Below are 25,381 nucleotides of genomic sequence, written 5' to 3'. Positions count from 1 at the left end.
CGCCCCAGCGGACGGCGGAGGCGCGGCGGGCAGCGCCGACGCCCACGATGGCGCCGGTGATGGTGTGGGTGGTGGAGACGGGAATGCCGAGCCAAGTGGCACCGAAGAGGGAAAGGGCGCCGCCGGTTTCCGCGCAGAAGCCCTGGACGGGGCGGAGCTCGGTGATGCGGGAACCCATGGTGCGGACGATCCGCCAGCCGCCCATCAGCGTGCCGAGGCCCATGGCGGTGTGGCAGGCGATGACGACCCAGAAGGGGACGTGGAAGGTCTCGCCGATCATGCCCTGGGAGAAGAGGAGGATGGCGATGATGCCCATGGTCTTCTGGGCGTCGTTGCCGCCATGGCCGAGGCTGAAGAGGGAGGAGGAGAGGAGCTGGAGGATGCGGAAGCGCCGGTCCACCGCGTAAGGGGTGGAGCGCCGCGCGGCCCAGCTAGTGGCGAGCACGAGAAGGAGGGCGAGGAGGAAGCCGAGCACGGGGGAGACGATGATGAAGGCCGCGACGGTGCCGACGCCGCCCCAGAGCACGGCCGAGACGCCCGCCTTGGCAATGGCCGCTCCGACCAGCCCCCCGACGAGGGCGTGGCTGGAGGAGGAGGGGATGCCCCAGATCCAGGTCGCCACGTTCCAGGCGATGGCGCCGATCAGCGCACCGCCGATCACGGCCGGGTCCACCGCGTCCGCCGCGATGATGCCCTTACCGATGGTGTTGGCGACGTGGAGGCCGAAGAACAGGAAGGCAACGAAGTTGAAGAAGGCGGCCCAGGCCACGGCCACGCGCGGGGCCAGCACGCGGGTGGAGACGACGGTGGCGATGGAGTTGGCCGCGTCGTGCAGGCCATTGAGGAAGTCGAAAAGGAGGGCGATGGCGATGAGGGTGACGAGGAGCGGCAGGCCGATGCTGGCGGCGGTCACGCGCGGGGCCCTCAGACCTGCTCGACCATGACGGCCTGGATAAGGTCTGTCACGTCCTCGCAACGGTCGGCCACCGCCTCGATGCCGTCATAGACCATCTGCACCATGAGCTTGTAACCAGGGGAGCGGGTGTCCCCGCCGTCGAAGAGCGCGTCCATGCCGGCCTGCAGGGCGCGGTCGGCCTCGCTCTCGATCGCGTCCACGGCCTCGCACATGGCGCCCAGGGCACGAGCGTTGCCGGAAATGTCGCCCAGAAGGGGCATGCCATCGCGCAGGCGCTCGCAGGCGCAAATGATGCAGTCCGCCATGGTCAGCATCTCCGGCGTGACGGGCACCTTGTAGAGGGTAAGGCGGCGGCCGGCGTCCTTCATGCGGTCGATCACGTCGTCCAGCGCGTCGGTCAGGTTGAGGATGTCGGCGCGGTCGAAGGGCGTGATGAAGGTCCGGTGAATGGAGCGGATGGTGGCGCGGTTGATCTCATCGGCCTCGCGCTCGATCTGGCTCAGCCTGGCGTAATGGGCCTGGAGGCTGGCAGGTTCGGCCAGCAGGGCGCGAAAGGCCTGGGCGGCGTCCACCGTCCGGGCGGCCTGCGCGGAGAAGGCGGCCACGAAGGTGTCGTCCCGCGGCATTAGGATGCGGAAAAGCTTGAGGACCATGCATCGGCTCCGGAGTAGCCTGGTGAACCCGAGCCGGTAACGCAGACATTGTTGCAGGTCTATGACAGGAGAGGCATCACGCCTTCGGGAAAGAGCCGGGGATGGTCACAAAGTGCCGGAACTGGCCGACGAGCCTGCTCCGGGCTTGGGCTGGTGGCCAGGAGCCGCCATTCAGAGGTGGGCAGGGCACACGTTGAAGACGCGGCTTCCGTGCAGGATTCGGCAGACATTACCTGCCGGATCCCGCTTCAGGCCATTCCACGGCATTGCGAACGGGCTGCTATTGGGCGGTGTCTTCACCCCCTCAATCTGTGCCAATCCCGCGCCAGCTGGGGCTCTTGCCGAAGGCCGCGACCGTTTTCCACGCGCAGGTCTCTCAGGCTTGGAGTTGGCGCCCAGCTGAGAGCCCCGGCCGAGGCATCGCCGCCTCTGGCCGGGGCATGACTCCTATTTGAGGTGCTGGGCGAGGTGCTTGTTCATCTCGAACATCGTCACCTTGTCCTTGCCGAACACCTCCCGGAGCTTGTCATCCGCCAGGATCTCGCGCCCGTCCTTCGGGTTCTGCAGCTTGTTGGCCTTGATATAGGCCCAGACCTTGCTGACCACCTCACCCCGGGCAAGCTTCTCGCTCCCTACCACGGCCGCCAGCGCCTCTGACGGCTGCAGCGGCTGCTGGAGCGCGTTCGGCTTGTTGCCCTTGGCCGGCTTGGCAATCTTGGTCCCCTTCACCTTCTCGCCTTCGGCCGACTCATCCTTCTTGGACGTCGCTGCCTTCGCCTTGGTGGCCATGCATACACTCCCGCTTGTTCCCGGAGGCCAGGTTTCAGCATCCTTGCACGCGCAACGACGCGCGAGCTTGGCGGGTTTCTGCCGTTCTCCTCCAGTCTCGTGCCAGGAGCCGCCCCGGGCTACGGCGGCCTTCCAGCACCGGACACCCTTGGTTGAGGATGTGGCCCTGTCAGTGGTGATCGGGATGTCGGCGCTGCTTCCGCCCAGTCCGGATGTTCCAAGGTGCCGGGCCCCGGGTGGTCGCCAAAACAACGCAGTTTTCAATTCACTAAGCCGATGATCTTGATGGATAACGTCTAAAGCTTCGGAAGCGTTTTTCTTTCCCAGGGGCAAATCATGTTGCGTTTATCGTGGAAGCCTCGAAACCAATGCCGATAGTGTTGCGGCGGCACAGGAAGAGGCGCGGAGTGGAATTTTTCGGGTTGATGATATTCTTCCGGAAATTGGAGTGTCGCGTTAGATCCGGCAAAACAATATTCAGGATTTGAGTTCCGATCGGCCATAACTTATCGGGATTTAAGCAGCAGTTCCGATCCACAGACCGATCGGGGGGTGCGACACGGTTACCCGACCCCCTTCGGCCAGGACCCACCCAGCATCTCGATTCGGCGTTTCCGCCAGCGCTGCAGGCGTTCCCGACGCGGGAAGAACGCCGGATCCATACCTTGGCCGCCCTTGACGCCTGCGTCCTCCATCCATGAACCATGGAACATGGCAGTCCGCACCCTCGAATACCGGCACCTGGAGGTCTTCCGTGCCGTCATGCGGACTGGCAGCGTAACGGGGGCTGGCGCACTCCTGGGCGTGTCGCAGCCCGGTGTCAGCCGCCTACTGGCCCAGACGGAGACGCTGGCGGGCTTCCCTCTCTTTCAGAGGCTGGGCGGTCGCCTAGTCCCAACCGAGCAGGCGCATGCCCTGCACGTCGAGGCGGAACGGGTTTTCATTGGCGTCCAGGAGATCGCGGCGCTGACCGAAAGGCTACGGCGCGGCACGCCGCGACGGATCGTCGTCGCGGCGATCCCCGTGCTGACCCTGGCGGTCCTGCCTCGCGCGACGGCCGAGTGGAGCCGGACCGAGCGCAGGGAACAACTGATTATTCATTCGGGGACCGTCGGCCGGGTGATCGGCATGGTGGCCTCCCGACAGGCGGATCTCGGCCTCGTCACCGAGATCCCGGACATCCCGGGGCTGCGGACCACGGTCCTGGCCCGCAACAAGGCATTCTGCGCCGTGGCGGCCGGCCACCGGCTGGCCGGACAGGCGGTCGTTCGGGCGGCCGACCTGGACGGCGAGCCCTACATCGCCCTCTCGCGGGAGGAAGGGCGGCAGGCCAAGGTGGATGCCGCGCTGGAGAGCAGCGGCGCCCAGCCGCGAGAAATCGCTGAGTGCCGCATGACCAGCGGTGCCGCCGCCATGGCCGCTGCGGGCGCCGGCGTCACGGTGCTCGACGCCCTGGCCGCGGCGCCATCCCTCGGCGCCGGCCTCGTGCTTCGTCCCTTCGAGCCCACGATCGAGGTCACCTATCGGCTGATCTGGCCAGAGGACGCGCCGGATAATTTCGGGCGCGCCGAGTTGTTCCAGGCCATCCGCTCCTCCGTGCGGTCAGTGCTGAACGATGTGAGGCGGAGAGCAAGGGTTTAAAGCCGTCCCGCCCGCGGGAGCTCGTCGCACCATAACCTTTGAAGCACCCGCATACCGATTTGATATGGCTGCAATGCAGCTGTCACGTGCCAGCATCACGCCTCATGAGCGATCCCTTCGCCCCCGGTTTCCTGGAACGCCCCTACTGGTGGGAAGCGGCGCCCCCTCCTCCGCCCGGGTCGCTGCCGCTGCCGGATGCTGCTGATGCCGTGATTATCGGCGCCGGCATCGCGGGCCTCACGACAGCGATCGAACTCGGGCGGAACGGCGTGCGCGCTCTGGTCCTGGACCGGGAGGCGATCGGCTGGGGTGCCTCCTCCCGCAATGGCGGCGCGCTGAGCGGTGCCGGAAGCCTGGGCAAGTCGCGTTCCGACCTCGTCGAAGCCTTCGGAAAGGATTTCGTCGCCGAGCTTATGGAGGAGGGCGAGCAGGCCTTCGAGGATTTCGAGGGCTTCGTGGCCCGGGAGGGGCTGGAGTGCGATTACGTGCGCTGCGGCCGCTTCGTCGGCGCCCACGCACCCGCCGCGCTCGACGGGCTCAAGCGGCGCATCGATCTCATCAACGCCGCCGGCGGCGAGGAGGCCTTCTTCGTCCCGCGTGACCGCGTGGGCGAGGAGATCGCGACCGACCGTTATTTCGGCGGCATGCTGCTGCGGCGGGCCGGGTCGCTCCATCCCGCGAAATACGTGCGCTCCCTCGCCGCGGCCGCCGAGCGTCTCGGTGCCACGCTGATGGGCGGCGTCGAGATGCGTGGCTATCGGCGGGAGGCCGATGGCGGCTTCGTGGTCGAGACCAGCCGCGGGGTGCTGCGCACCCGCCGGCTGATGATTGCGACCAACGGCTATACGGGCGGCGCCACCCCCTGGCACCGCCGACGCCTCATCCCCGTTGCCAGCTACATGATCGCGACCGAGGAGCTCGGCGAGGAGCGGGTCCGGCAGGTCATGCCGCAGCTCCGGGTCTATGGCGACACGAAGAAGGTCCTCTACTACTTCCGGCCCTCCCCGGATCATCGCCGCATCCTCTTCGGTGGCCGCGCCAGCTTCGTGAATGCCGATCTCCGTGCCTCCGGCACGACGCTGCACCGCTACCTCACGCATCTGATCCCGGAACTGCGCGGCGTTCGCGTCTCGCATTCCTGGAAGGGGAACGTCGCCTTCGCCTTCGATATGATGCCGCATCTCGGCGAGCACGAGGGCGTGCACTACGCCATGGCCTGCAACGGCAGCGGCGTGGTGACCATGACGCATCTGGGCACCGCCACGGCGCGGCAGATGCTGGGTTCTGCCAACAAGCCCTCTGCCTTCGCCCGCCTGCCCTTCCCGACCCGCCCCCTCTACACCGGCCACCCCTGGTTCCTGCCGGTTGTTGGCCTGTCGTACCAGCTCAAGGACCGGCTGGACGGCTGGCGCGTGCCGAAAGACGCGGCTTGATGGGCGCGCATCCCTACTTCGCCGCGGAGGAGTTCGCGGCACGGCTCGGCCGGCTGAAGGCGCGTCTGCGCACGGCCGGGGTCGAGGTGGCGCTGTTCGACGAGATTGAGGCGATGTCCTGGATCTCCGGCTTCGGCAGCTCCGCCAATCGCTGGCGCTGCGTCGGCATCCCGCTCGAGGGTGAGCCCTTCTTCCTCATCCGCGCGCTGGACGCCTCGGTCTGCCGCGAGCGGAGCTGGATCGCGGATGTGCCGACCTTCCGCGACTGGGAGGATCCGGTGCCGGTGCTGGCCGAGGCGCTGCGCGCGCGCGGGCTGGAGAGTGCGACTATCGGCCTGGACTTCGAGAGCTACGGCACCTCCATCGCCCGGCTGCGGGCGATGCAGGCCGCGCTGCCGGGCGCGCGCTTCGTGGATATCGGGGCTGTGGTGGCGGAGTTGCGGCTGATCAAGTCGCCCGCCGAGATCTCCCTCCTCCGCAAGGCCGCCGCCATCGGCGACGAGGCGCTGCGCCGCGCCGCGGCCGCCTGCGTGCCCGGGGCCTCCCAGCGGGACGCCGCGCGCATCGCGCAAGCCACCTTCATCGAGCTGGGCGGCGATCCTTATCGCCCCGGCCCGATCACCGCCGGGCGCGGCTGGGACTTCCTGCACGGCCATCTCGGCGACGAGCCCCTGGCCACGGGCGATGTGGTGCATATCGAGTTGACGCCGCGGGTGCATGGTTATTCCAGCCGCATGATGCGCTGCGTCGTTCTCGGCGAGCCGGAGCCGGAGCGTCAACGGGCCGCGGAGGTCCTGGCGGAACTCCAGGATCGGCAGATCGCCGCGATGCGGCCCGGCGCGGTGGCGGGCGAGGTGGATGCCATCCTGCGCGACGGCGTGCTCGCCGCCGGGCTGCGCGACAGCTACGACAACATCACCGCCTATACGCTCGGCCTTTACGGCGATGCCGGGCCGCGCACCAGCGACTTCACACGCATCTTCCACCCCGGTGCCGCCTGGCGGCTGGAGGCGGGCATGGTGATGCATGTCTACGCCTCCGCCGGCGGTGCGGCGCTGAGCGAGACGGTGCTGGTCACGGAGACCGGTCCGGAACTGCTGACCGCCCTGCCGCGTGGCCTTCTCGTCAACCGATAGGGATCTGACCCACCATGTTCGACGTCGTCGATACCGGCATCGTGCCGTCCAAGGGGCCGATCAGCGGCACCGTGAAGAAGGGTAACCTCGTGATCTCCGCGCAGGTTCCCAAGGACCCGGTGAGTGGGGCGATCATTGATGGCGATATCACCGTCCAGACGCGCCGGACGCTGGACAACCTGCGCATGGCCCTGAAGGGCGCGGGCGGCAGCCTGGCCGATGTCATGCTCTGCCAGGTCTACCTGATTGATCCGGCAGATGCGGCCGGCATGAACGCCGTGTACCGCGAGTATTTCCAGGAGCCCTATCCCTGCCGCGCCACGGTGGTCGCGAAGGAACTGCTCGCGCCCGGCATGCGGATTGAGCTGATCGCGACGGCGCATCTGGGCTGATGCAACCGGCGGAGATCATTGTCCTCGGCGCAGGCGTCGCCGGGCTCTCCTCCGCGCTGCCGCTGGCGCGTGCGGGGCGCCGCGTGACGGTGATCGACCCGCTGGGCCCGGCGGGCGGCGCTTCCTTCGGCAATGCCGGGCTGATCAGCGCCGAAACGGTGGTGCCCATCGCGCTGCCGGGCATGCTGCGCAAGGTGCCGTCCTGGCTCGCGGATCCGCTCGGGCCGCTGGCGGTGCGGCCCGCCTACCTGCCCCGGGCCGCGCCCTGGCTGGCGCGGTGGATCCGCGCCGGCCGGATGGACCGCGTGCGGGCCATATCGGATGCCATGGCCCGCCTGCACGGTGGCGCCTTCGATGCCTGGCGCGACCTGCTGGGGCCGGACTACTCAGCGCTGATTCGCCGCAACGGCCAGGTCCAGCTCTGGGACGAGGCGGAGGAAACCCCCGGCGCGGTGCTGGAGCGCGGGCTGCGTCAGCGCCATGGGATCGAGGCTCAGGAGCTGGGCCAGGACGACATCCGCCAGATCTTCCCCGGCATCGCCCGCCACGTCTCCCGGGGCCTGTTAATCCCTGGCAACGGCCACACGGTGAGCCCGCCCCGCGCCGTGCGCCGCCTGGCCGAGCTGCTGCTGGAGGCGGGCGGCACCATCCTGCCGCAGCGGGCCATGAAGCTGATCCCGGACGGCAGCGGCGGGTGGACGGTGATGACCAACACCGACAACCTGCGGGCCGGCCAGGTCGTCGTCGCGGGTGGCGCCTGGTCCCGCGGGCTGCTCGATCCGCTCGGCGTCTCCGTCCCGTTGGAGACCGAGCGCGGCTACCACCTGATGCTGCCGTCCCCGAGCATCGAGCCGCGGCTGCCGATCCTCTACAAGTCCCGGAACTTCGGCGTGACGCCGATGGAGGAGGGGCTCCGCGTCGCGGGCACGGTGGAAATCGCGGGGCTGGAGGCGCCGCCGGACGAGCGGCGCGCGGCCCGGCTCATGGGGCACCTGCTCCAGCTTTTCCCGGAGATGCGGGCGGGCGAGCCGCGCCTGTGGATGGGCTTCCGGCCCTCCACGCCGGACAGCCTGCCGGTGCTCGGCCCCGTGCCCGGGCATCCCGGCCTGCATCTCTGCTTCGGGCACGGCCATTTCGGCATGACCGGCGGGCCGCCGAGCGGCGCCCTCGTCGCCGGCATGATTCTTGGTCAGGTTCCCGCCATCGACGTGTCATCCTATTCCATCACCCGCTTCCGCTGATCCACTCATCGAAAGGGCGAACCATGGCTTCCGCGACCATTCCCAGGCGCCTGCTTCTCGGCATGGCGCTCGCCGCACCAGCCCTTCTCTCGCGCCGCGCGCATGCGGCGGGCGAGGTGATCGTCCGCACGCCCGGCGGCACCTATGACGACGTGATGCGGCGCGTGGTCTATGACCCCTTCACGCGGGAGACCGGCATCGAGGTGCGCCCCGTGGCGGCCACGGCCGCCAAGCTGCTCGCCATGTTCCGGGCGGGGAACGTGGAGCTGGACCTGATCGACACCGGCGACCACCAGCTGATGCGGCTGGAGCGGATGGGGGCGCTGGCGCCCATCGCCTATGACAGCTGGACCCGTTCCAAGCCCGAGGACATCAACCCCGAGGTGAAGCTGTCCCACCGCGTCGGCAACTTCGTCTATGCCAGCGTGCTCGGCTACAGCACCGAGCATTTCGGGGCGAACCCGCCGGCCTCCTGGAAGGACTTCTGGGATGCCGGGCGCTTTCCCGGCCCGCGGATGCTCACGGACATGGCGGCGGGCTCGGCCAGCCTCGAATTCGCGCTGCTGGCGGATGGCGTGCCGCGTGACAAGCTCTACCCGATCGACATCGACCGCGCGCTGCGCGTGATGGACCGCATCCGTCCGCAGATCCGCCGTTTCTGGGACACCGGCGCCCTCTCCGGCCAGATGCTGTCCGACAAGGAGGTGGTGGCCGGTTCCATCTGGAACGGGCGGCTGCAGGTGCTGATCGATCGCGGCGCCAAGCTCGGCTACACCTGGAACGAGCACATGATCCAGGTGCAGGCGCTCGGCGTCTTCAAGGACGCGCGCAACGTCGAGGGTGCGCAGAAGCTGATCGACTTCATGATGCAGCCCGCGGTGCAGGCGGAATATGCCAAGCCGCTGATCTACGGCCCCACCAACAAGCAATCGTTCCCGCTGCTGAGCGCGGAGGAGCGGGAGCGCATGCCGGGCGGCGAGCAGTCCCTGCGGACGGGCTTCTACCAGAACATCGAGTGGTGGGAGGACAACCGGGACCGCGTCAGCCGCACCTGGTCCCGCTGGGTGCAGCGCTGATGGAGGGTGCAGTCGCCCTTGAGGGCGTGACGAAGCGATACGGCTCGGAGACGGTGGTGTCGGACGTGTCCCTCACCATTCCGCCGGGGGAGTTCTTCACGCTGCTCGGTCCCTCCGGCAGCGGCAAGACCACCACGCTCTCCATGCTGGCCGGCTTCGTCACGGCCGATGCGGGGCGCGTGATGCTGAACGGTCAGGACATGACCCATGTCCCGCCGCGCGGGCGCGGGCTTGGTATGGTGTTCCAGAACTACGCGATCTTCCCGCATCTCGACGTGGCGGAGAACGTGGCCTTCCCGCTCTCCGTGAAGGGTGCGCCCAAGGCCGAGATCCAGGCCCGGGTCACCGAGGCCCTGGCCATGGTTAAGCTGACGGGGTTCGAGCGGCGCTACGCCCGGCAGCTCTCCGGCGGGCAGCAGCAGCGCGTGGCGCTGGCGCGCGCCATTGTCGCGCATCCGCGCGTGGTGCTGATGGACGAGCCGCTGGGCGCGCTGGACAAGAACCTGCGCTACCACATGCAGGTGGAGATCAAGGAGATCTCGCGCCGCCTGGGCACGACGGTGATCTACGTCACCCACGACCAGGAGGAGGCGCTCACCATGTCCGACCGGATCGCGATCATGAACCACGGCCGGATCGCGCAAATGGGGCCGCCGCGCGAGGTGTATGAGCGCCCTGACTCCACCTTCGTCGCCGCCTTCCTGGGGGAGGCGAACCTTCTCGTCGCGCGCAGGGACGGGGACCGCTTCGCGGGGCCGGGCGGGATGCCGATCCAGGCCGGCGTCGGGCGCGTCGAGGCCGCGGAGGGCAGGCTCTTCGTGCGCCCCGAGAAGGTCTCGATCGCCGGCGCGGGCGCCGGGGCCGGGCCCAACTCCCTGCCGGGGCGGGTGCGCCACGCCTCCTTCCTCGGCAATGTCGTCCGCTACGAGGTGGAGGTGGCCGAGGGCGCCCTGGTTCTCTGCGATGCCGCCAATGCGGCGGGGATCACCCTGCACCCGCCCGGCGAGGCGGTACAGCTGAGCTGGCGCGCCGAAGACAGCCGGCTGCTGGCGGCCTGATCCGATGCCCATTCGCACTCAGGGGGCCTTGCTGCTCCTGCTGCCCTCGCTCCTGCTGCTCGCCGCGCTGTTCCTGATCCCGATTGCCTGGTTCCTCTTCGGCTCGATGCAGGAATTCGCCACTTGGTCCGAGCTGGTGGAGGAGGCGGAGGCGGTGCTGTTCTCCGGCGGCGTCGGCCGGTCCCTGGTGAACACGGGCTGGATCGGGGCCGTCGTCACGTTGCTCGCGCTCGTGATCGGCTATCCCATGTCCTACGTGCTGTCCCGCGCGCGGGGGCTGGCCTTCACCGCCATCCTGCTATGCATCGTGCTGCCCTACTTCACCAGCACCATCGTGCGGACCTATGCCTGGATGGTGCTGCTGGGGCGCAACGGGCTGATCAACCAGATCCTGCTGGGGCTGGGGATCGTGGAGGAGCCGCTGCAGCTTCTCTACAACCGGCTCGGCGTCGTGATCGGCATGACCTATGTCCTGCTGCCCTATATGGTGCTGACGCTCTACGCGGCCATGAAGGCGGTGGACCACCGGCTGCTGCAGGCGGCGGAGGGAATGGGGGCGACGCCCGCACAGGTGTTCCGCCGCGTTTTCGTGCCGCTGACCATGCACGGGGTGGTGGCCGGCGTGCTGATCACCTTCATCCTGGCGATCGGCTTCTTCGTGACCCCCGCCCTGATGGGCGGCCCGTCGGACGTCATGATCGCCATGCTGATCGAGCGGGAGGTGGAGATCACCCAGAACTGGCCCGCTGCGGCCATGATGACGGTGGTGCTTCTCGCCGTGACCCTCACCCTCTACGCGGTCTACAGCCGCTTCGCCGAGCCCGGGGAGGCCGCACGCTGATGGGTCCGGTCCTGCGTTCCACCCTGCTCAAGGTGATGGTGACGCTTCTCTGCGCCGGGATGCTGGCGCCGATCGTCATCGTTGCCATCGCCTCCTTCTCCGGCGACGGCTACCTGAAGTTCCCGCCGGAGAGCTTCTCCACCCAGTGGTACGAGCGTTTTCTGGGCGATCCACGCTGGCGGCAGGCGATCGCCAACTCCGTGATGATCGCCGTCATGGCTTCCCTTATCTCGACCTCGCTCGGCTTCCTGGCGGCCTATGCGATGGTGCGGGCGGAGTTCCCGCTCAAGCGCGTCATCGCCGCGCTGCTGCTCACGCCCGTGATCGTGCCGCACGTGATCACGGCCGTGGCGATCTATTTCCTGTCCTCGCGCCTCGGCCTCGTCGGCGTCCGGCCGTGGATCGCCGTTGCCCATTCAATCGTCGCGCTGCCCGTCGTTCTCGTGATCCTTCAATCCGCGCTTCGGACCGTGGATCCCGTGCTGGAGCGGGCGGCGATGGTGTTCGGCTGCACGCGCTGGGGCGTTTTCCGCCGTGTCGTGCTGCCCATCGCCCTGCCGGGCGTGGTCTCCGCCGCCCTCTTCGCCTTCCTGACGTCCTTCGACGAACTGGTGATCTCGATCTTCCTGGCTGGCTTCCGTTCGGAAACCCTGCCGGTCCGGATCTGGAACAGCCTGCTGTTGGAGGTGGAGCCGACCATTGCGGCGGTGTCGAGCCTGCTGATCGCCGTCACGGCTCTCGCCCTCGGCATCGACGCGCTGCTTCGGCGCCTCCGCGGCGGGGCTGGGGGAATTCCCGCGCGCTAGTGTTCTGTCAGGCCCGGCACCGGCCTACTCGATTTCGTACCGAAGCTGTCACCACCGGCGCCAGGTCTCTCCACTGAGCCAGCCCTCCAGGCTGGCCGCGTCAGCCCTTCCTCCCGTCGCGGCCTCTACGCTGCGCCAAGCCAGGCACAACATGCAGGACAGCACGGGCACGCGTCTCGCATCCTATGGGCGAGGATGGGCCGCAAGGTCGGCATCCCCCTTCCCAGCATGACGATCGCGTCCAGGCCCACGGGATCCAATGCTTCCAGCACCGCCTGCGCGCCGGTGCTGTCCATCGCGTAGATCGGGTGGGATGCGCCGCGCCGTAGGGTGGAGTCGGAGACGCGCGCGTCTCCGAAGCCCTGCGCCTCCCAGGAGCCGATGGCCGCGCGCGCCAGCACATCCGGATAGGGCGAGACCAGCCCGATGCGCCGCGCCGACAGGGCCCGGAGTGCGTCCCGGACGGCCTGCCCAGCTGTCACCACCGGCACCCGGGCGCCGCCACCATGCGGGCGACGATGGCGGTCTCTTCCAGCGGGCCGGCGTAGTAGGATGAGCCGGTACAGGCGAAGGCTATGGCGCTCACAGGGGCGTTGGCGGATCGCGCCGCTGCTTCCTCGAGATCGCGAAGATAATCCAGCAGCCGTTCCACCATGCCCGGCCTGGGGCCGGTGAGGCGCGCGTCGACCATCGCGACGCCGGGTGGCAGAAGCGCGGCAAGCTCCGGCTCCACCGTCGTGTTCGCCTGCGGCGTCAGTACGCCGATCAACCCACGAGGAGCATATTCCAGGGCCATGGAATGGGAAGGGAAGGCCATCGGTAACCTAGGCTCCCATATCCCGGACTTCAGGGCGCCTCATGCTCCAAGGTAAATTGGTGACGGGCGGGCAGCCCGCGGGAAGGTCTTCATTTCAAGTTGAATGCGCCTGCTTCATGGCAGCGGAACGATCCGTCCCAGCATGACCCCGAGCGGCCGCGGGTCATTCGAGAAGCCGACGGACAAGGGCGAAGTGGGCCGCTCGGGCCGCAGCCGAACGATCAACGGCACACCGTGTCGCAGCCCGGGTGGCAGGGGAATATCCAACCTGCCGCCCGGCACCGGCCCGGGCGCGGCGGTCGCGCCAGCGCCCGACAGCACGAAACGGGTCATGGGCGCGCCATCCAGCAGCACGCCCACGGCCTGTCCGGAAGCGTCGGGCGCGAAGGCGCATACGAATTCCAGCCGTAGCCGCCCCGGCAGGACCCCTGCATCCGGCAGACGGAGGTGGAACTGCGCCTCGTTGCCGATCGTCCAGCGGCCGTAGGGTTCCGGATCGCCCCACCCGGACCAGGCCGCCACGGCTGCCCGCGGGCTGGCCACGGCCACTACCCCGTCGAGCACCGGGAAGGCTTCCGGCATTGCCGCATCGATCCGTTGCAGGAAGACGCCGAGCGCCCGATCCCAGTCGTGCCGCACCCGGTTCCTGATCGAGGGGAGTCCCTCGAAGCGGAACCACACCGGCAGTATGGCTTCCCCCCTCCACGCGTGCAGCGCGCCTTCCAGGTGGAACGCGAACGGGGCGGGAAGCAGCTCGGTGCCGCGCCGGGAGACGACCTCTCCGCCCGCCCAGATGGAAACGGCCAGGCCAGGCGCTCCCTCCGGGACATGGGGAACCAGGGTCATCCGCAGCGGAAGCCGTTCGCCGGGCCGGCCAAGGCATCGCAGCACCAGGAGGGCCGTGTCCCCGTCCGTCCAGCGCCCCATGGGTTCCGGCACCGACCAGCCCTGGACGAAGGAGCCGCCGCCATGATCCTGCCCGGCGTTAAACCCTTCTGAGCGCAGTTCCGCGAAATCCGCTAGCGGTCCTGCCTGACGGAGGACCCGCCGCAATGCCGAGGCTGGCCTTTCGCGTGGCGGCTGCGAAGGGCCGGCCGAGATCAGGCCCCGGGCTGCCCCGCCATGTCGGCGGGCCAAGGCGGCCAGCGGGCTCTCCGTCTCCCGCCCGCGCCTCGTCAGCTCCCAGTTCTGGAAAGGCAGGCGCCAGCGGGGCAGCGAGGACACACCGCGCGGCAGCGGCAGGAGCGCGATGTCGGCGACCAGGGCCAGCGCCTCCGAGGTCCAGGCTTCCAACCGGTACCGTCGGGACAGGCCGCGAAGCAGAGGCCAGTCCCAGGTCCCTTCCCCGCCATGCCGCAACAGCAGCGCCGCCTCCGCCACCCAGTCATGCCGGCCGATCACGGTGTCGTGGAAGGCATGCGCGAGGAGCACGAACAGGTGGTCCGTCAATCCGGCGATGCGCAGCGGCATTCCGTTGAGAGTGCCGCCGACGGCTCGCGACATGACGCCCTCCGCATGGGCCGGGTCACCGATGGCCGCGGCCGGGCGCCAGTGGAGGTCGAGAAGGCTCGTGGACGGGCCCGGCACGCCCAGAGCATGGAAGCGGCGCAGGTCGGTCTCGGTCACCGTCGCGGGCGCCGGGCCACCCCAGCCGTCGGCCTGCAGCGCGCCCAGGGCGTCGCGCAGCCGTTCGCGCGGCAGTAGGAGATCGAAGTCGCCCATCGGGCGCAGCTCGGCTTCCGCACGCCACCGGGCCAGCAGCGCCGCCCCCTTCATGAGCACCACCGGGATCCCCGCTGCCTCCAGCGTGCACAGGCCCTGCTGCAGGCTGCGAAGCCGCAAGGCCCCCGTCAGCCAGATGTGCTTGGCCTGGCCCCCGAGCCAGGCCAGCTTTGGATCCTTCACTCCGGCCCGGCGGAGATTGGCGTGGAGGAGCGGCATAAGGCGCAGGTCACGCCCTTCCATCTCCGCCGGATCGGCGAAGTCCCGCCACGCCGCGAAGGCGGCCCGTGCTTCGGATGGCGGTCGCAGGCAGGCTTCCAGAAGCCAGCGGTCGCGGTCCGGGATCAGGGGCAACCCCATCCGCACGGCACTCAGGCGCCGGACTCGCGGCGGGAGCGCCGTGCATCGAGGTAAGCCTTCATGACCAGCAGGTAGTCGCCGTGCTGGCGGGCCCGATCGTACCGGCCCATGTTGCCGCGGTGCAGGCGCCGCGCGCAGACGAGGTCCGGCAGCATCGTCCAGCAGAAGCCAAGCGTCATCGCGCGCGCGTACCAGGCGATGAAATCGGCACCACGTCGCTCCTCCTCGAAGTTGCCGATCCGGTCGAAGGCGGTCCGGCGCAGCAGCAGGGTGCCTTTGGCGAGGCCCGGCTGTGGATCCAGCGCCGTGACGGCGCTGAGGGCGCGGCTCTCCGCGTCAGAAAGTTCGGGGCTGACGAAATTGCGGATATGGCCGAAGGCCCCATCCAGTGTCGCATCCCCGGCCAGCGCCGCGCCCTGCAGGGCGAGCTTCCCGGGCAACCAGAGATCGTCGGCATCAAGGAAGGCCAGCGCCTCGCCGGTGGCCCTGGCGGCCGCCGCGTTCAAGGCCGCCGCGACGCCGCGGTTCGGCTGGCGGAGAACGGTCACGCGCGACCCGAAGCTCTCCAGCACCGCAGCCGTCGCATCGGTCGAGCCGTCATCCACCGCGATCACATCCGCCGGGGCCGGGTTCTGCTCCAGCACGGAGCGCAGGGCCTCCCCGACATAGGCGGCGGCGTTCCAGCAGGGGAGCAGGACCGAGATCCGCATCCCCCGAGTCAAGTCGGCGCCCCCTGGCGCCGCAGCACCGCCGCGCGCATGGCGGCCAGCATGGCCGCCGGGCCCAGCGCCGCGCGGGAGCGGTTGCCGCCATGCATGCGATAGGTCAGCGCCGGCGCATCCACCATGGCGACCGGCACCTCCGCCTCGCGCAGGCGAAGATAGAAGTCCAGGTCCTCGGCCCGGTCATGGACCGCCCTGAGGCCGCCGAGGGCGTGCCAGGTTGGAAGGCGGATCAGCGCACTTCCCAGGAGGAACGGAACTTGTGCCCCGTCGGCCATGCGAAGGCGTGGGTCGGGCACGGCGCCGGGCATCTCCTCGATCCGGAGGCGTCCGCAGACCATGCCGGCCGAGGGATCGGCCGCGAGCCCGGCAAGCAGCGCCGCGTTGCGCCCAGGCGGCCAGAGGTCGTCATGGTCCAGGAAGGCGAGCAGGTCTCCGTTCGCCACGGCGGCCCCATGGTTGCGGGCGCCGGCCGGGCCGCGCCGGGCCTGCCGAAGCAGCCGCACTTCCGGATCGGTCTGCCGGACCGCGGCGGCGGTCCCGTCCTCCGACCCATCATCCACAACGATCAGCTCGTGCACCGGCGGCCGTTGCGCGCGAACGCTGCGGATCGCCTCGCCGACCAGGGCAGCGCCATTGTGCACGGGGATGATCGCGCTGATCGTCAGACCGCCGTGATCTCCGATCACGCCACGGCCTCGGCGAGGGCGGCGAGGGCCGCGGCGAAATCCCGTCCGGGATCGAAGCGGCGCGGCACAAGCGGCGCAGCGAGCAGGTTGAGCAGCTTGCCCATCCGCGCGGGCTCATGGCCGGGCGTGGCAACGGCCGTGGTGGCCGCGAGCGCGTTCAGCAGGGCGGTGCGGGTTACCGGGGCAAAAACCGGTTTCGCTGCGCCGCGACGGTCGAGCAGCAGCACGGCGGCGAGCGGTGCGCCGCCGATCGCGAGCGGTCCGGGCAGCGTGTTGAACGCCAGTTCATGCCGTCGCTCGCCGTCGTCGAAAGAGATCTCGCGCCGCGCGGGTTCCAGCGCACCGAAACGCCCGAGCATGTCGTCGCGCAGTCGGGCCGTCGCGTAGAGCGCCGCCACCTCCGGTGAGGCATCGGTGCGGACCAGCACGAAGTCGTCGCCCGCGAAGCGCCACCCGGCGGCAAGTCCGGCCAGCGCGAGGCTTGTCTTGCCTGCCCGCCCTGGCCCGGCGAGCAGCACCGCTCGCCCCTGCCAGGCGATGGCCGCACCGTGCACCGCGATCCAGGGCGTGCCGTCGAGCATGGCCTGGAGGATGGGCAGGAAGGGACGGGATCGTTCCCAGGCCGGCACGCGCGCCGCGTCCTCGACCCAGTAGAGCGCACGCCGTCTCCGCCGGTCCACGGCGTACAGCGCCTGCGCGTGGCGCCCCATCCAGAGGATGTAGGATTCAGCATCGGCATGCAGGAGCATGTCGCCGTCACGGTCGGGCGGAACCAGGGCCGGAGGCGGCATGCCGCAGGACCCATCGGCGACTGTCAGTTCCCAGCTTTCCCCGCCGGCGCCATCCTCCGGCGCCGCCGCGAAGGCGCCGGCGAACATCGCGGCCAGGGCGTGTGTCAGGAAATGAAGCCGTAGCTTCAGGCTGCCGATCGCAACCTGCCGGGCTTGGACCGCCGGCTGTTCGGCAGCTGCCGCGATGGTGGCGGCAACCAGCGACCCGTCCTCTTCGGAGGCTATTCGGCGGCTATCGCGGTCTGCGGCAGCAAGGGCCATCCGGCCTCACCAACGTCGTGGATCGGGTCGATCAGAAGCAGCCCTTGCAGATCGTCGAACCGTTCGAGCGTCGGTGCGTCGAAAGTGGGAGTGCCGGGAAGTCCGCGAGGATTCAGCACCGGGGCTTCGGCGGGAACCAGCAGTCCTTCCGCAAGGAGCTGTGCCAGGAATTCGCTGACCGAGGCGGCGGCGTCCTGCGGAAAGGAAGCGGCGATCTGTCGGCCGGTGTAACCGCTGTTCAGTCCAGACCAGATCCTGGAAGCCGAGCCGCCAAGGCTATAGAAGATCCCGGTATCCAGGTTCGCCACGACCATCTCATCCCCGAAATCCCGGGAGATGATGCCAGGCCCTGCTGGACCGAAGAGCATATCGAGATCGCCGCCCACATTGCCTCCTTGAGGATGTGATTGCGAAACGAAGGCTAGAATTCTCCTCGATCCGAGGCAAGCGTCCTCTGGAGGAGGCGTCACCGGGACGGAGCGACTGACGGCGACATGCGCTCGGCCCGATGCCCTTTGACTGCTGGCGCATTTGGCCGATCGGAACGGCGGCGTTTGCCCGCGATTGCCGAGATGGCTCGGCGAGGTGCCGAGGGCTGCTCCGTGACATAGGTCACATCCTCGTTCGGTACGGCAATCCCAGACTGCGCCGTACACCGCCTTGCTCCGCCGCGGGCGGTCCGGAGATGCCTGCTCATGGTTCCCGCAGCGGTTCCCAATGGCTCATTCCTCATCGGTCAGGAGGTGGCCATCGTCTCTATCAGGACCGGCGTCCTCGAAGATGTCCTGCCGGTCAGTGCCGTGTCGCCACAGGGCAACATCGTGGTCACAGGCTGGAAGGGTTTCTTTTCTCCGGACGGCCTTGAGGTCCGGCAGCCTGTCAGGAAGGCCACCGCCGTGCGCCAGCACAGCTGCGAAGTCATCTCGCTTCACGGACGTATCCTCGGTGACCTGCTGGATCTGCCGACAGGTCGCCAACCCGTCAGGAAGCTTAGGCCACGCTGGTTCATCCGCGTCGCGACACCGGAGGACCGAGCCGTCCTTGACGCCCGCGACGACGACCTGCGCCTGATGCGCCTGATCACGCAGCGCCTCAAGCGTGCCGCTCGTTCGGCAAATCTGCTGCCCCGTGAGGCGCTCCTCGAGATATCCAGGCTCGTCGGGCAGGCGACGGGCCCTGGTCAGGGCAACCGAGCAGCCGATGCCGCGGTTCAGGATGTCACGCCTGGCTTCCTTCACGGGCAGGGCGAAGCGTCGATGGCCCGAGGGGAACCAACATCCTCCACTGCCCCCTGATGGCGTTGTCGCACAAGACATGCTGCCAACCCCGGATGGACAAGGCATCGATACGGGGTGAGCGGCCCAGGACGCCTGGTTGGACGGGGAACTGACGTGAATACGACCCGGGCCTGATCACCAGCGGTGACCTGGCCGCGTGGATCTCGCCCATTGCAAGAAATTTTACTTAAACTTATCGACCTAAGCCCTTTGTGCCGGGTTTCCCTACCTAGGGTTGTGTTTTCAACCACGATACACCCTAATAGTTCAGGCGGGGCGGGTTGATAGGCCCGGGGGTGGGCGGTCTATGCGGGATGGCGTTCTCAACAGGCTCTCGATCCGCGGGCTGCTCGTGGGCAGCTTCGCCGTGGTGCTTCTGGCCATGCTCGTCATGGGCGGACTGGCATACGCGAAGCTCGCCGAAATCGAGCGCGAGGCCATCGCCGTGGCGCGGGACACGACCCCTGGGCTCTATGCCAGTGGCCAGCTGAATGTTGCCTGGGCGCAGCGCCTCGCCCTGATCGAAGGGCATATTCTCCAGGATCCCGGGGACGCCCGCCGGGAGACCGAGGAGAGGCTGCAGGCCAATCAGGCCGCGATCCAGCGGTTCAGGCGCCTCTACGAGGACTCCATCTACGAGGAAGCGGACAGGGAACGCTTTGCCGCGCTGAACGACCTGGAGGGCCCCTTCACTGCCGCCGAGACGGAGGTGCTGCGGCTGAGCCGGGATGAGCGCGACGAGGATGCGCGGGCCGCGATGCAGGCCAGGCTGATGCCCGTGAACGCCCGCCTGCAAGCCGGTCTCCAGAACCTGATCGAGGCCAACAAGCGCGGTGCCGACGTCTCAACCCGACAGATCGTCACGTCCAGCAACGCGGCGCAGATCAGCATGGCGATCAGCATCGCCGTGGCCGCGGTCCTGGCCGCCGGCCTGGGCTGGGTCCTGTTCCGGGCGGTGACGCGGCCCCTGGGCGACCTCGTCGCCGCGGCGGACCGGATGCGGGAAGGGAATTTCAGCCAGCGCCTGGATCCGAGGCGGCAGGACGAGTTCGCCGTCGTCGCCGCCGCCTTCAATCGCATGGCCGAGGACCTTACGGCGCTGATCGCCCAGGTGCAGCGCTCGAGCATCCAGGTCAGCACCTCCATCACCGAAACCGCCGCCACCTCCAAGGAGCAGCAGGCCACTGCCAACGAGATCGCGGCGACCACGAGCGAGATCGGCGCCACCTCTCGCGAGATCTCCGCCACCTCCCGGGAACTGGTCCGCACCATGGAGGACGTCTCGGCCGTGGCTGACCAGGCGGCAGGCATGGCGGGGCAGGGAAGGGCCGGCCTCGCCAGGATGGAGGAGATGATGCAGCAGGTTGCCGCCGCCGCTGGCTCCATCAACGCCAAGCTCGGCGTGCTGAACGAGAAGGCCGGCAACATCAACCAGGTCGTCACGACGATCACCAAGGTGGCGGACCAGACCAACCTCCTGTCGCTCAATGCCGCGATCGAGGCCGAGAAGGCCGGCGAATACGGCCGCGGCTTCGGCGTGGTGGCCACCGAGATCCGGCGGCTCGCGGACCAGACGGCGATCGCGACCTACGACATCGAGGGGATGGTCAAGGACATCCAATCCGCCGTCTCGGCGGGGGTGATGAGCATGGACAAGTTCTCCGAGGAGGTGCGCCGCGGGATGGGGGAGATCCAGCAGGTCGGCGGCCAGCTCTCCGGGATCATCGAGCAGGTGCAGGGGCTGGCCCCGCGCTTCGAGAGCGTGAACGAGGGCATGCAGGCCCAGGCCGTGGGCGCCGGCCAGATCAGCGACGCCCTCGCCCAGCTCGGTGAGGCGGTCACGCAGACCGTGGAGTCCCTGCAGCAGTCGAGCCAGGCCATCGACGAACTGAACCAGGTTGCGGCCGGGCTGCGGGGCAGCATCTCGCGCTTTCGCCTCCATGCCTGAGCGCGGTGCGGAGGGGGGACGCCCGCTGCTGTTCCTGCTCTGCCGCCTGGGTGAGGAGATCTTCGCGATCGAGGCCGCCCAGGTCGGCGAAGTGCTGCCGATGGTGCAGGTCACCCCGCTGGCGCGCGCGCCCAGGGGCGTTGCGGGTCTCATCAATCATCGCGGCACGCCGGTCCCGGTGGTGGATCTCGGCCTGCTCGCCCTCGGCCGGCCCGCGCCGCGAAAGCTGAGCACGCGCATCGTGCTGGTGCGGGCCTCGGAGCCGGAGGAGCGGCCGCGCTGGCTCGGGCTGATCCTCGAGCACGCGACCGAGACGCTGCGCCGCGAGCCCGAAGCCTTCCTGTCCCCAGGCGTTGCGGCAGGGGTCAGCGCTTCCCTGGGCCCGGTGCTGACGGACGAACGCGGGCTGATCCAGTGGATCGACCTCCGCCGGATCCTGCCGGCGGAGGTGCGGCAGGCCCTGCTCCGGCAACCGTCGGAGCTGACGTGATGCTCGCCGGGATCGAGGCCCTCCTGAAGCAGCGGATCGGCCTGGACGCGGCCACGATCGGCACGGCCGCCATCGCCAGGGCCGTGCGCTCCCGACAGGCGGCCTGCGCCCTGCCGGATATCCAGGCCTATCACGCCAGGCTGCTGGACTCACCGGCGGAGGTACAGGAGCTCATCGACGCCGTGGTGGTGCCGGAAACCTGGTTCTTCCGGGACCGCGGCGCGCTGGATGCCATGGTGCGCCTGGTGCGCGAGGGCATGGCGGACCGGCCGCCATTGCGGCTCCTCAGCCTGCCCTGCTCCACGGGGGAGGAGCCCTATTCCATCAGCATGGCGCTGCTGGATGCCGGCATCCCGCCGGAGCGCTGGCGAATCGAGGGCATCGACATCAGCGTGCGCTCCCTGGCGCTCGCGCAGCGCGCCATCTACGGGCGGAACGCCTTCCGGGGCACGGATCTGGGCTTCCGGGACCGGCATTTCGAACCCGTGCCGGGCGGCTTCCGACCCTCCGAGGCGGTGCGCCGCCCCGTGCACTTCGCCCAGGGCAACCTGCTCGACGCGGCAAGCCTGCCCGCCGCTGGCAGCCAGGACATCATCTTCTGCCGCAACGTGCTGATCTACTTTGACCGCCCGACACAGGACGCCGCGCTGGGCATCCTGCACGGGCTGCTGGCGCCGGGCGGCCTGCTCTTCCTCGGTCCTTCCGAGACGGGTCTCCCCTCGCGGCGGGACTTTGTCTGGATGAAGCTGCCGATGGCCTTCGCCTTCCGCAAGGCGCGGCCGGCCGAGACGGCCGTGCGACTGCCGTCCGATCCGCCCCAGGCGCTGCGGCGCCCGCGCATGGCGGCGCCCGCTCCGGCGCCGCCCCTCCCGGCCATGCCGCCGCCCGGCCCCCCGCTGCGCTTCCCGCCTTCTCCGCCCGCGGTCCCGCCAGCGCCGCGCGCCAGCCTGGAGCGGGCGCAGCGGCTGGCGGATGCCGGCCGCCTCGCCGAGGCGGTGCAGCAGTGCGAGGCGGTGCTGCGGGAGGATGGCCCCTCGGCCGATGGCTTCCACCTCCTGGGGCTGCTGCGCGATGCGGCGGGCAACCGGCAGGAGGCAATCGCCGGGTACCGGAAGGCGCTCTACCTCGACCCGCGTCACCAGGAGGCGCTGGCGCATCTGGCCCTTCTGCTGGAGCAGGAGGGTGACGCGAACGGGGCGCGCATGCTGCGTGACCGCCTGCGGCGCTCGGCCGGGCAAGGTGCTGCGTGAGCGCCGAAGGTGACCTGGCGGGGGAGGGGGCCCTTCCCGTGCCGCAGGAGCAGCGGCAGGGCGCTGGCCGCGCCGCGCCGGCCGGAGCGGTCTCCGCCCTGCTCGACCGGGAGGCGCCCGAGGGCTACCTCGACGAATGGACCGGGCATGTGGCGCGGGGGAGTGGCTTCTCCTCCCTGTCCTTCGACCCGATGCGCAGCGCTGCGGGCCCTGATGCTCCGCCCCTCTCCCTCATGGTCTTCCGGCTCGGCGCCGACTGGCTGGCCCTGCCGACGCGCTTCCTTGCGGAGGTGGCCGAGCCGCGGCCCTTCCACTCCCTGCCGCACCGACGCAGCGAGGTGCTGCTGGGCATCACCAACATCCATGGCGAGCTGCTGATCTGCGTCTCCCTCGCGCAGCTGCTGAGGCTGGACCCGGACGGCACGGCGGCACGGGAACGGCAGGTGGCGGCGCGGAGCCGGTTCCTGGTGATCGGCCGGCAGTCCGACCGCTTCGTCTTCCAAGCGGACGAGGTGCACGGGATCGAGCGGCGCCCGGCCGGCAGCCTGCGAGCCGCGCCGGCCACCCTGTCCCGGGCCGTGTCCAGCTACACGCGGCAGGTGCTCTCCTGGGAGGGGCGCAGCGTCGGCTGCCTGGACGGAGACCTGCTGATCGACAGCCTGAACAGAAGCGTCGCATGAGCGGCGGCGAGGATTACAGCCAGTTCTCCCTGCTGGACCTCTTCCGCATGGAGGCGGAGACGCATGGCCAGACGCTGACGGCCGGCCTTCTGGTGCTGGAGCGCGACCCCACCTCCGCCGAGCAGCTGGAGGCCTGCATGCGGGCCGCGCACTCCCTGAAAGGAGCCGCGCGCATCATCGATCTCACCCCCGCCGTGGACCTGACCCACGTGATGGAGGACCTCTTCGTCGCCGCCCAGCGGCGGCAGGTGACCCTGGGGCGGGAGCAGATCGACCTGCTCCTGCGCGGCGTGGACCTGCTGGGGGCCATCGCGCAGGCAGCAGATGCTGCAGCGGTCGCGGCGATGCAGGGCGAGGTGGACGGGCTTCTTGCAGCGCTCCACCGCTCGGTGGCCGGACGCGGCGCGGCGGCCGCGCCCGTCACCCCGCACCCGTCCCCCGTTGCGGACGCCCCACCTGCGCCTACCCTGCTTGACGTGCCCTCACCCGCTCCGCCGGATGAGCGCGCACCCATGCTGCCCGACAGGCAGGCGCCCGTATTCCCGCCGTCCCGGGAACCCGCGGCTTCCGCACGCCCACCCCCGACCACCGCGCCACCACCTCCCGCGGCGGAGGGCGCCGAGGCCGACCGAACCGTGCGCATCAAGGCCGAGAGCCTGAGCCGCCTGCTGGGGCTGGCCGGAGAATCTCTGATGGGCGCGCGACGGCTCCGGCCCTTCACGGACCGGCTGACGCGGCTGCGCCGGCGGCATGACGATGCTGCCCGCGCCTTCGATGCGCTGCGCGACGCCCTGCTGCTCCTTCCCGAGGCGGAGCAGCTGCAGCCCGCGCTGGCGGCGGCGAGGGAGCGCCTGGCCGAGTGCCGCCATGACCTGAACGAGCGGCTGGCCGAGATGGAAGGCTTTGACCGCCGCGCCATGCAACTGGCCCACAGGCTCTACGACGAAGCCCTGGAGAGCCGGATGCGGCCCTTCGAGGCCGGGGTCCGGCGGCACGCGCGCACGGTGCGCGACCTCGGGCGGGACCTCGGGAAGAGGGTCCGGATGGAGATCGCGGGCGGCGGCACCCCCGTAGACCGCGACATCCTGGAACGGCTGGACGCGCCGCTCGGCCACCTGCTCCGCAATGCCGTGGACCACGGCATCGAGGATGCGGAGGAGCGGCGCGCCGCCGGCAAGCCGGAGGAGGGCGTGGTGCGGCTGGAGGCACGCCACCACGCAGGGCTGCTGCGCATCACCCTGGCCGATGATGGGCGCGGGGTGGACCTGGACAGGCTGCGCGCCGCTATCCTCGCGCGCGGCCTTGCGGCGCCGGAGACGGTCCGGCAGCTCGGCGAGACGGAGCTGCTGGACTTCCTGTTCCTGCCGGGCTTCTCGATGAAGGGCACCGTCACCGAGATCTCGGGCCGCGGCGTCGGGCTGGACGCGGTGCAGGACTTGGCCAAGCAGCTGCGCGGCGTGGTGCGGATTTCCACCCGGCCCGGCCAGGGCACCTGCTTCCAGTTTGACCTGCCCCTGACGCTCTCGGTGATTCGCACCCTGTTGGTGGAGGTGGGAGGCGAGCCCTATGCGCTGCCCCTGGCTGCACTGCAGCGCACGCTGAAGCTGCCCCGGGACGCGATTGAGACGATGGAGGGCCAGCAGCATTTCCCTTTCGAGGGAGAGCATGTGGGACTGGTGGCGCTGCGCCAATTGCTCGGCGCTGCCGAGGGGGGTGTGGCGGGCGAGGAGGTGTCGGTCGTCGTCATCGGCGACGGGCGGGTCCATTACGGGCTGGCGGTGGACCGGCTCCTCGCGCGGCAGGAGCTTGTCGTGCGGCCGTTGGACCCCCGGCTGGGCAAGATCGCCGGCATCAGCGCCGCCGCATTGATGGACAACGGGTCGCCCGTGCTGATCCTGGATGTGGAGGACCTCCTGCGCGCGGTGGAAAAGCTCACTGCCTCCGGCCGGCTGAGCAAGGTGTCCGCCGCCGGCCCCGGCGCGAAGGAGCAGCGCCGGCGCGTGCTGGTGGTGGACGACTCCCTTACCATCCGCGAACTGGAGCGCAAGCTGCTGAGCCAGCGCGGCTACCAGGTGGAGGTGGCCGTGGACGGCGTGGACGGGTGGAACGCCGCCCGCACCGGCCATTTCGACCTGATCGTCTCCGACGTGGACATGCCGCGCATGGACGGTATCGAGCTCGTGCGCATGATCCGCACCGATCCGGGGCTGCGCGCCACGCCGGTGATGATCGTCTCCTACAAGGATCGCGAGGAGGACCGCCGGCGCGGCCTGGAGGCCGGGGCGGACTATTATCTCACGAAAGGAAGCTTCCACGATGAAACGCTGGTCCGTGCCGTCGTGGACCTGATCGGGGAGGCGGCGCCATGACCGTGCAGGAGAAGGGCCGCTGC

General features: G+C 69.5%; 25 protein-coding genes. 15 read left to right on the top strand and 10 right to left on the bottom strand.

All coding sequences use genetic code 11. The features are described from left to right. The 3 genes from J5Y10_RS19790 to J5Y10_RS19780 all read right to left on the bottom strand — a co-directional run. Positions 1 to 913, bottom strand: a 913-nt coding sequence (locus J5Y10_RS19790) for an inorganic phosphate transporter (protein ID WP_209375831.1), incomplete at its 3' end; no start/stop codon positions are given. Between the two features lie 11 nt (positions 914 to 924). Beyond that, positions 925 to 1,569: a DUF47 domain-containing protein gene (locus tag J5Y10_RS19785; RefSeq protein ID WP_209375830.1), complete on the bottom strand. Its 645-nt coding sequence runs from the start codon at positions 1,567 to 1,569 to the stop codon at positions 925 to 927. 447 nt (positions 1,570 to 2,016) lie between these two features. Continuing rightward, the gene (locus J5Y10_RS19780) at positions 2,017 to 2,358 is read right to left on the bottom strand and encodes an SWIB/MDM2 domain-containing protein (protein WP_209375829.1); all 342 of its coding nucleotides are present in this window, start codon (positions 2,356 to 2,358) and stop codon (positions 2,017 to 2,019) included. A 711-nt stretch (positions 2,359 to 3,069) separates the two neighbouring features. On the opposite strand from J5Y10_RS19780, the gene J5Y10_RS19775 reads away from it, so the two are divergent. From J5Y10_RS19775 to J5Y10_RS19735, 9 genes are all read left to right on the top strand, one after another. Beyond that, positions 3,070 to 3,999, top strand: coding sequence for a LysR substrate-binding domain-containing protein (locus tag J5Y10_RS19775; RefSeq protein WP_209375828.1), 930 nt, complete (start codon positions 3,070 to 3,072; stop codon positions 3,997 to 3,999). Between the two features lie 104 nt (positions 4,000 to 4,103). Next, positions 4,104 to 5,432: an NAD(P)/FAD-dependent oxidoreductase gene (locus J5Y10_RS19770; RefSeq protein WP_209375827.1), complete on the top strand. Its 1,329-nt coding sequence runs from the start codon at positions 4,104 to 4,106 to the stop codon at positions 5,430 to 5,432. Then, on the top strand, positions 5,432 to 6,568 hold the full coding sequence (locus J5Y10_RS19765; RefSeq protein ID WP_209375826.1) for a M24 family metallopeptidase: 1,137 nt from the start codon (positions 5,432 to 5,434) through the stop codon (positions 6,566 to 6,568). The genes J5Y10_RS19770 and J5Y10_RS19765 overlap by 1 nt, the downstream gene beginning before the upstream one ends. Before the next feature lie 14 nt (positions 6,569 to 6,582). Beyond that, positions 6,583 to 6,960 (top strand): RidA family protein, encoded by a 378-nt coding sequence (locus J5Y10_RS19760; protein ID WP_209375825.1) that lies wholly within the window; start codon positions 6,583 to 6,585, stop codon positions 6,958 to 6,960. Continuing rightward, positions 6,960 to 8,201, top strand: a complete 1,242-nt coding sequence (locus tag J5Y10_RS19755) for an NAD(P)/FAD-dependent oxidoreductase (RefSeq protein WP_209375824.1) — start codon at positions 6,960 to 6,962, stop codon at positions 8,199 to 8,201. Before J5Y10_RS19760 ends, J5Y10_RS19755 begins: the two co-directional genes overlap by 1 nt. Positions 8,202 to 8,224: 23 nt before the next feature. Next, entirely contained in the window at positions 8,225 to 9,277 is a 1,053-nt protein-coding gene (locus J5Y10_RS19750; protein WP_209375823.1) for an ABC transporter substrate-binding protein, read from the top strand. Further along, positions 9,277 to 10,335, top strand: coding sequence for an ABC transporter ATP-binding protein (locus J5Y10_RS19745; RefSeq protein WP_209375822.1), 1,059 nt, complete (start codon positions 9,277 to 9,279; stop codon positions 10,333 to 10,335). Before J5Y10_RS19750 ends, J5Y10_RS19745 begins: the two co-directional genes overlap by 1 nt. Positions 10,336 to 10,339: 4 nt before the next feature. Next, complete coding sequence (locus J5Y10_RS19740; protein WP_209375821.1) at positions 10,340 to 11,176, top strand: ABC transporter permease; 837 nt, start codon at positions 10,340 to 10,342, stop codon at positions 11,174 to 11,176. After that, complete coding sequence (locus J5Y10_RS19735) at positions 11,176 to 11,982, top strand: ABC transporter permease (RefSeq protein WP_209375820.1); 807 nt, start codon at positions 11,176 to 11,178, stop codon at positions 11,980 to 11,982. The genes J5Y10_RS19740 and J5Y10_RS19735 overlap by 1 nt, the downstream gene beginning before the upstream one ends. Before the next feature lie 125 nt (positions 11,983 to 12,107). Here J5Y10_RS19735 and J5Y10_RS19730 read toward each other — a convergent pair whose 3' ends face one another. The 7 genes from J5Y10_RS19730 to J5Y10_RS19700 all read right to left on the bottom strand — a co-directional run bounded on the left by J5Y10_RS19730 (position 12,108) and on the right by J5Y10_RS19700 (position 17,730). Then, positions 12,108 to 12,464, bottom strand: a complete 357-nt coding sequence (locus J5Y10_RS19730) for a hypothetical protein (RefSeq protein WP_209375819.1) — start codon at positions 12,462 to 12,464, stop codon at positions 12,108 to 12,110. Continuing rightward, entirely contained in the window at positions 12,461 to 12,799 is a 339-nt protein-coding gene (locus tag J5Y10_RS19725; RefSeq protein ID WP_209375818.1) for a hypothetical protein, read from the bottom strand. Before J5Y10_RS19725 ends, J5Y10_RS19730 begins: the two co-directional genes overlap by 4 nt. A gap of 114 nt (positions 12,800 to 12,913) precedes the next feature. Further along, entirely contained in the window at positions 12,914 to 14,875 is a 1,962-nt protein-coding gene (locus tag J5Y10_RS19720; protein WP_209375817.1) for a nucleotidyltransferase family protein, read from the bottom strand. Positions 14,876 to 14,892: 17 nt separating this feature from the next. Then, on the bottom strand, positions 14,893 to 15,591 hold the full coding sequence (locus J5Y10_RS19715; protein WP_209375816.1) for a glycosyltransferase family 2 protein: 699 nt from the start codon (positions 15,589 to 15,591) through the stop codon (positions 14,893 to 14,895). Positions 15,592 to 15,599: 8 nt separating this feature from the next. Beyond that, positions 15,600 to 16,292 carry a glycosyltransferase family 2 protein gene (locus J5Y10_RS19710; RefSeq protein WP_209375815.1) on the bottom strand — a complete coding sequence of 231 codons (693 nt, stop codon included), beginning with the start codon at positions 16,290 to 16,292 and terminating at the stop codon, positions 15,600 to 15,602. Beyond that, on the bottom strand, positions 16,289 to 17,344 hold the full coding sequence (locus tag J5Y10_RS19705) for a phosphoenolpyruvate carboxykinase (ATP) (RefSeq protein ID WP_209375814.1): 1,056 nt from the start codon (positions 17,342 to 17,344) through the stop codon (positions 16,289 to 16,291). The genes J5Y10_RS19710 and J5Y10_RS19705 overlap by 4 nt, the downstream gene beginning before the upstream one ends. Continuing rightward, positions 17,305 to 17,730, bottom strand: coding sequence for a PqqD family protein (locus J5Y10_RS19700; RefSeq protein ID WP_209375813.1), 426 nt, complete (start codon positions 17,728 to 17,730; stop codon positions 17,305 to 17,307). Before J5Y10_RS19700 ends, J5Y10_RS19705 begins: the two co-directional genes overlap by 40 nt. A 309-nt stretch (positions 17,731 to 18,039) precedes the next feature. Between J5Y10_RS19700 and J5Y10_RS19695 the strand changes: the two genes are divergently transcribed. The 6 genes from J5Y10_RS19695 to J5Y10_RS19670 all read left to right on the top strand — a co-directional run bounded on the left by J5Y10_RS19695 (position 18,040) and on the right by J5Y10_RS19670 (position 25,358). Beyond that, positions 18,040 to 18,639, top strand: a complete 600-nt coding sequence (locus J5Y10_RS19695; RefSeq protein ID WP_209375812.1) for a hypothetical protein — start codon at positions 18,040 to 18,042, stop codon at positions 18,637 to 18,639. 289 nt (positions 18,640 to 18,928) lie between these two features. After that, the gene (locus J5Y10_RS19690; protein ID WP_209375811.1) at positions 18,929 to 20,569 is read left to right on the top strand and encodes a methyl-accepting chemotaxis protein; all 1,641 of its coding nucleotides are present in this window, start codon (positions 18,929 to 18,931) and stop codon (positions 20,567 to 20,569) included. Beyond that, a complete protein-coding gene (locus J5Y10_RS19685; RefSeq protein ID WP_209375810.1) occupies positions 20,562 to 21,059 on the top strand; it encodes a chemotaxis protein CheW in 498 nt (165 codons plus the stop codon). Before J5Y10_RS19690 ends, J5Y10_RS19685 begins: the two co-directional genes overlap by 8 nt. Then, on the top strand, positions 21,059 to 22,309 hold the full coding sequence (locus tag J5Y10_RS19680; RefSeq protein ID WP_209375809.1) for a CheR family methyltransferase: 1,251 nt from the start codon (positions 21,059 to 21,061) through the stop codon (positions 22,307 to 22,309). Before J5Y10_RS19685 ends, J5Y10_RS19680 begins: the two co-directional genes overlap by 1 nt. Beyond that, on the top strand, positions 22,306 to 22,989 hold the full coding sequence (locus tag J5Y10_RS19675) for a chemotaxis protein CheW (protein ID WP_209375808.1): 684 nt from the start codon (positions 22,306 to 22,308) through the stop codon (positions 22,987 to 22,989). The genes J5Y10_RS19680 and J5Y10_RS19675 overlap by 4 nt, the downstream gene beginning before the upstream one ends. Beyond that, positions 22,986 to 25,358, top strand: coding sequence for a hybrid sensor histidine kinase/response regulator (locus tag J5Y10_RS19670; protein WP_209375807.1), 2,373 nt, complete (start codon positions 22,986 to 22,988; stop codon positions 25,356 to 25,358). The genes J5Y10_RS19675 and J5Y10_RS19670 overlap by 4 nt, the downstream gene beginning before the upstream one ends. Positions 25,359 to 25,381 lie beyond the last annotated feature (23 nt).

Origin of the sequence: Roseomonas indoligenes (assembly GCF_017813365.1) — a bacterium.
Taxonomy (GTDB): Bacteria; Pseudomonadota; Alphaproteobacteria; order Acetobacterales; family Acetobacteraceae; genus Roseomonas; species Roseomonas indoligenes.
Note: the sequence above shows the minus strand (reverse complement) of the source record. Positions and strands in the feature narration are given on the sequence as shown.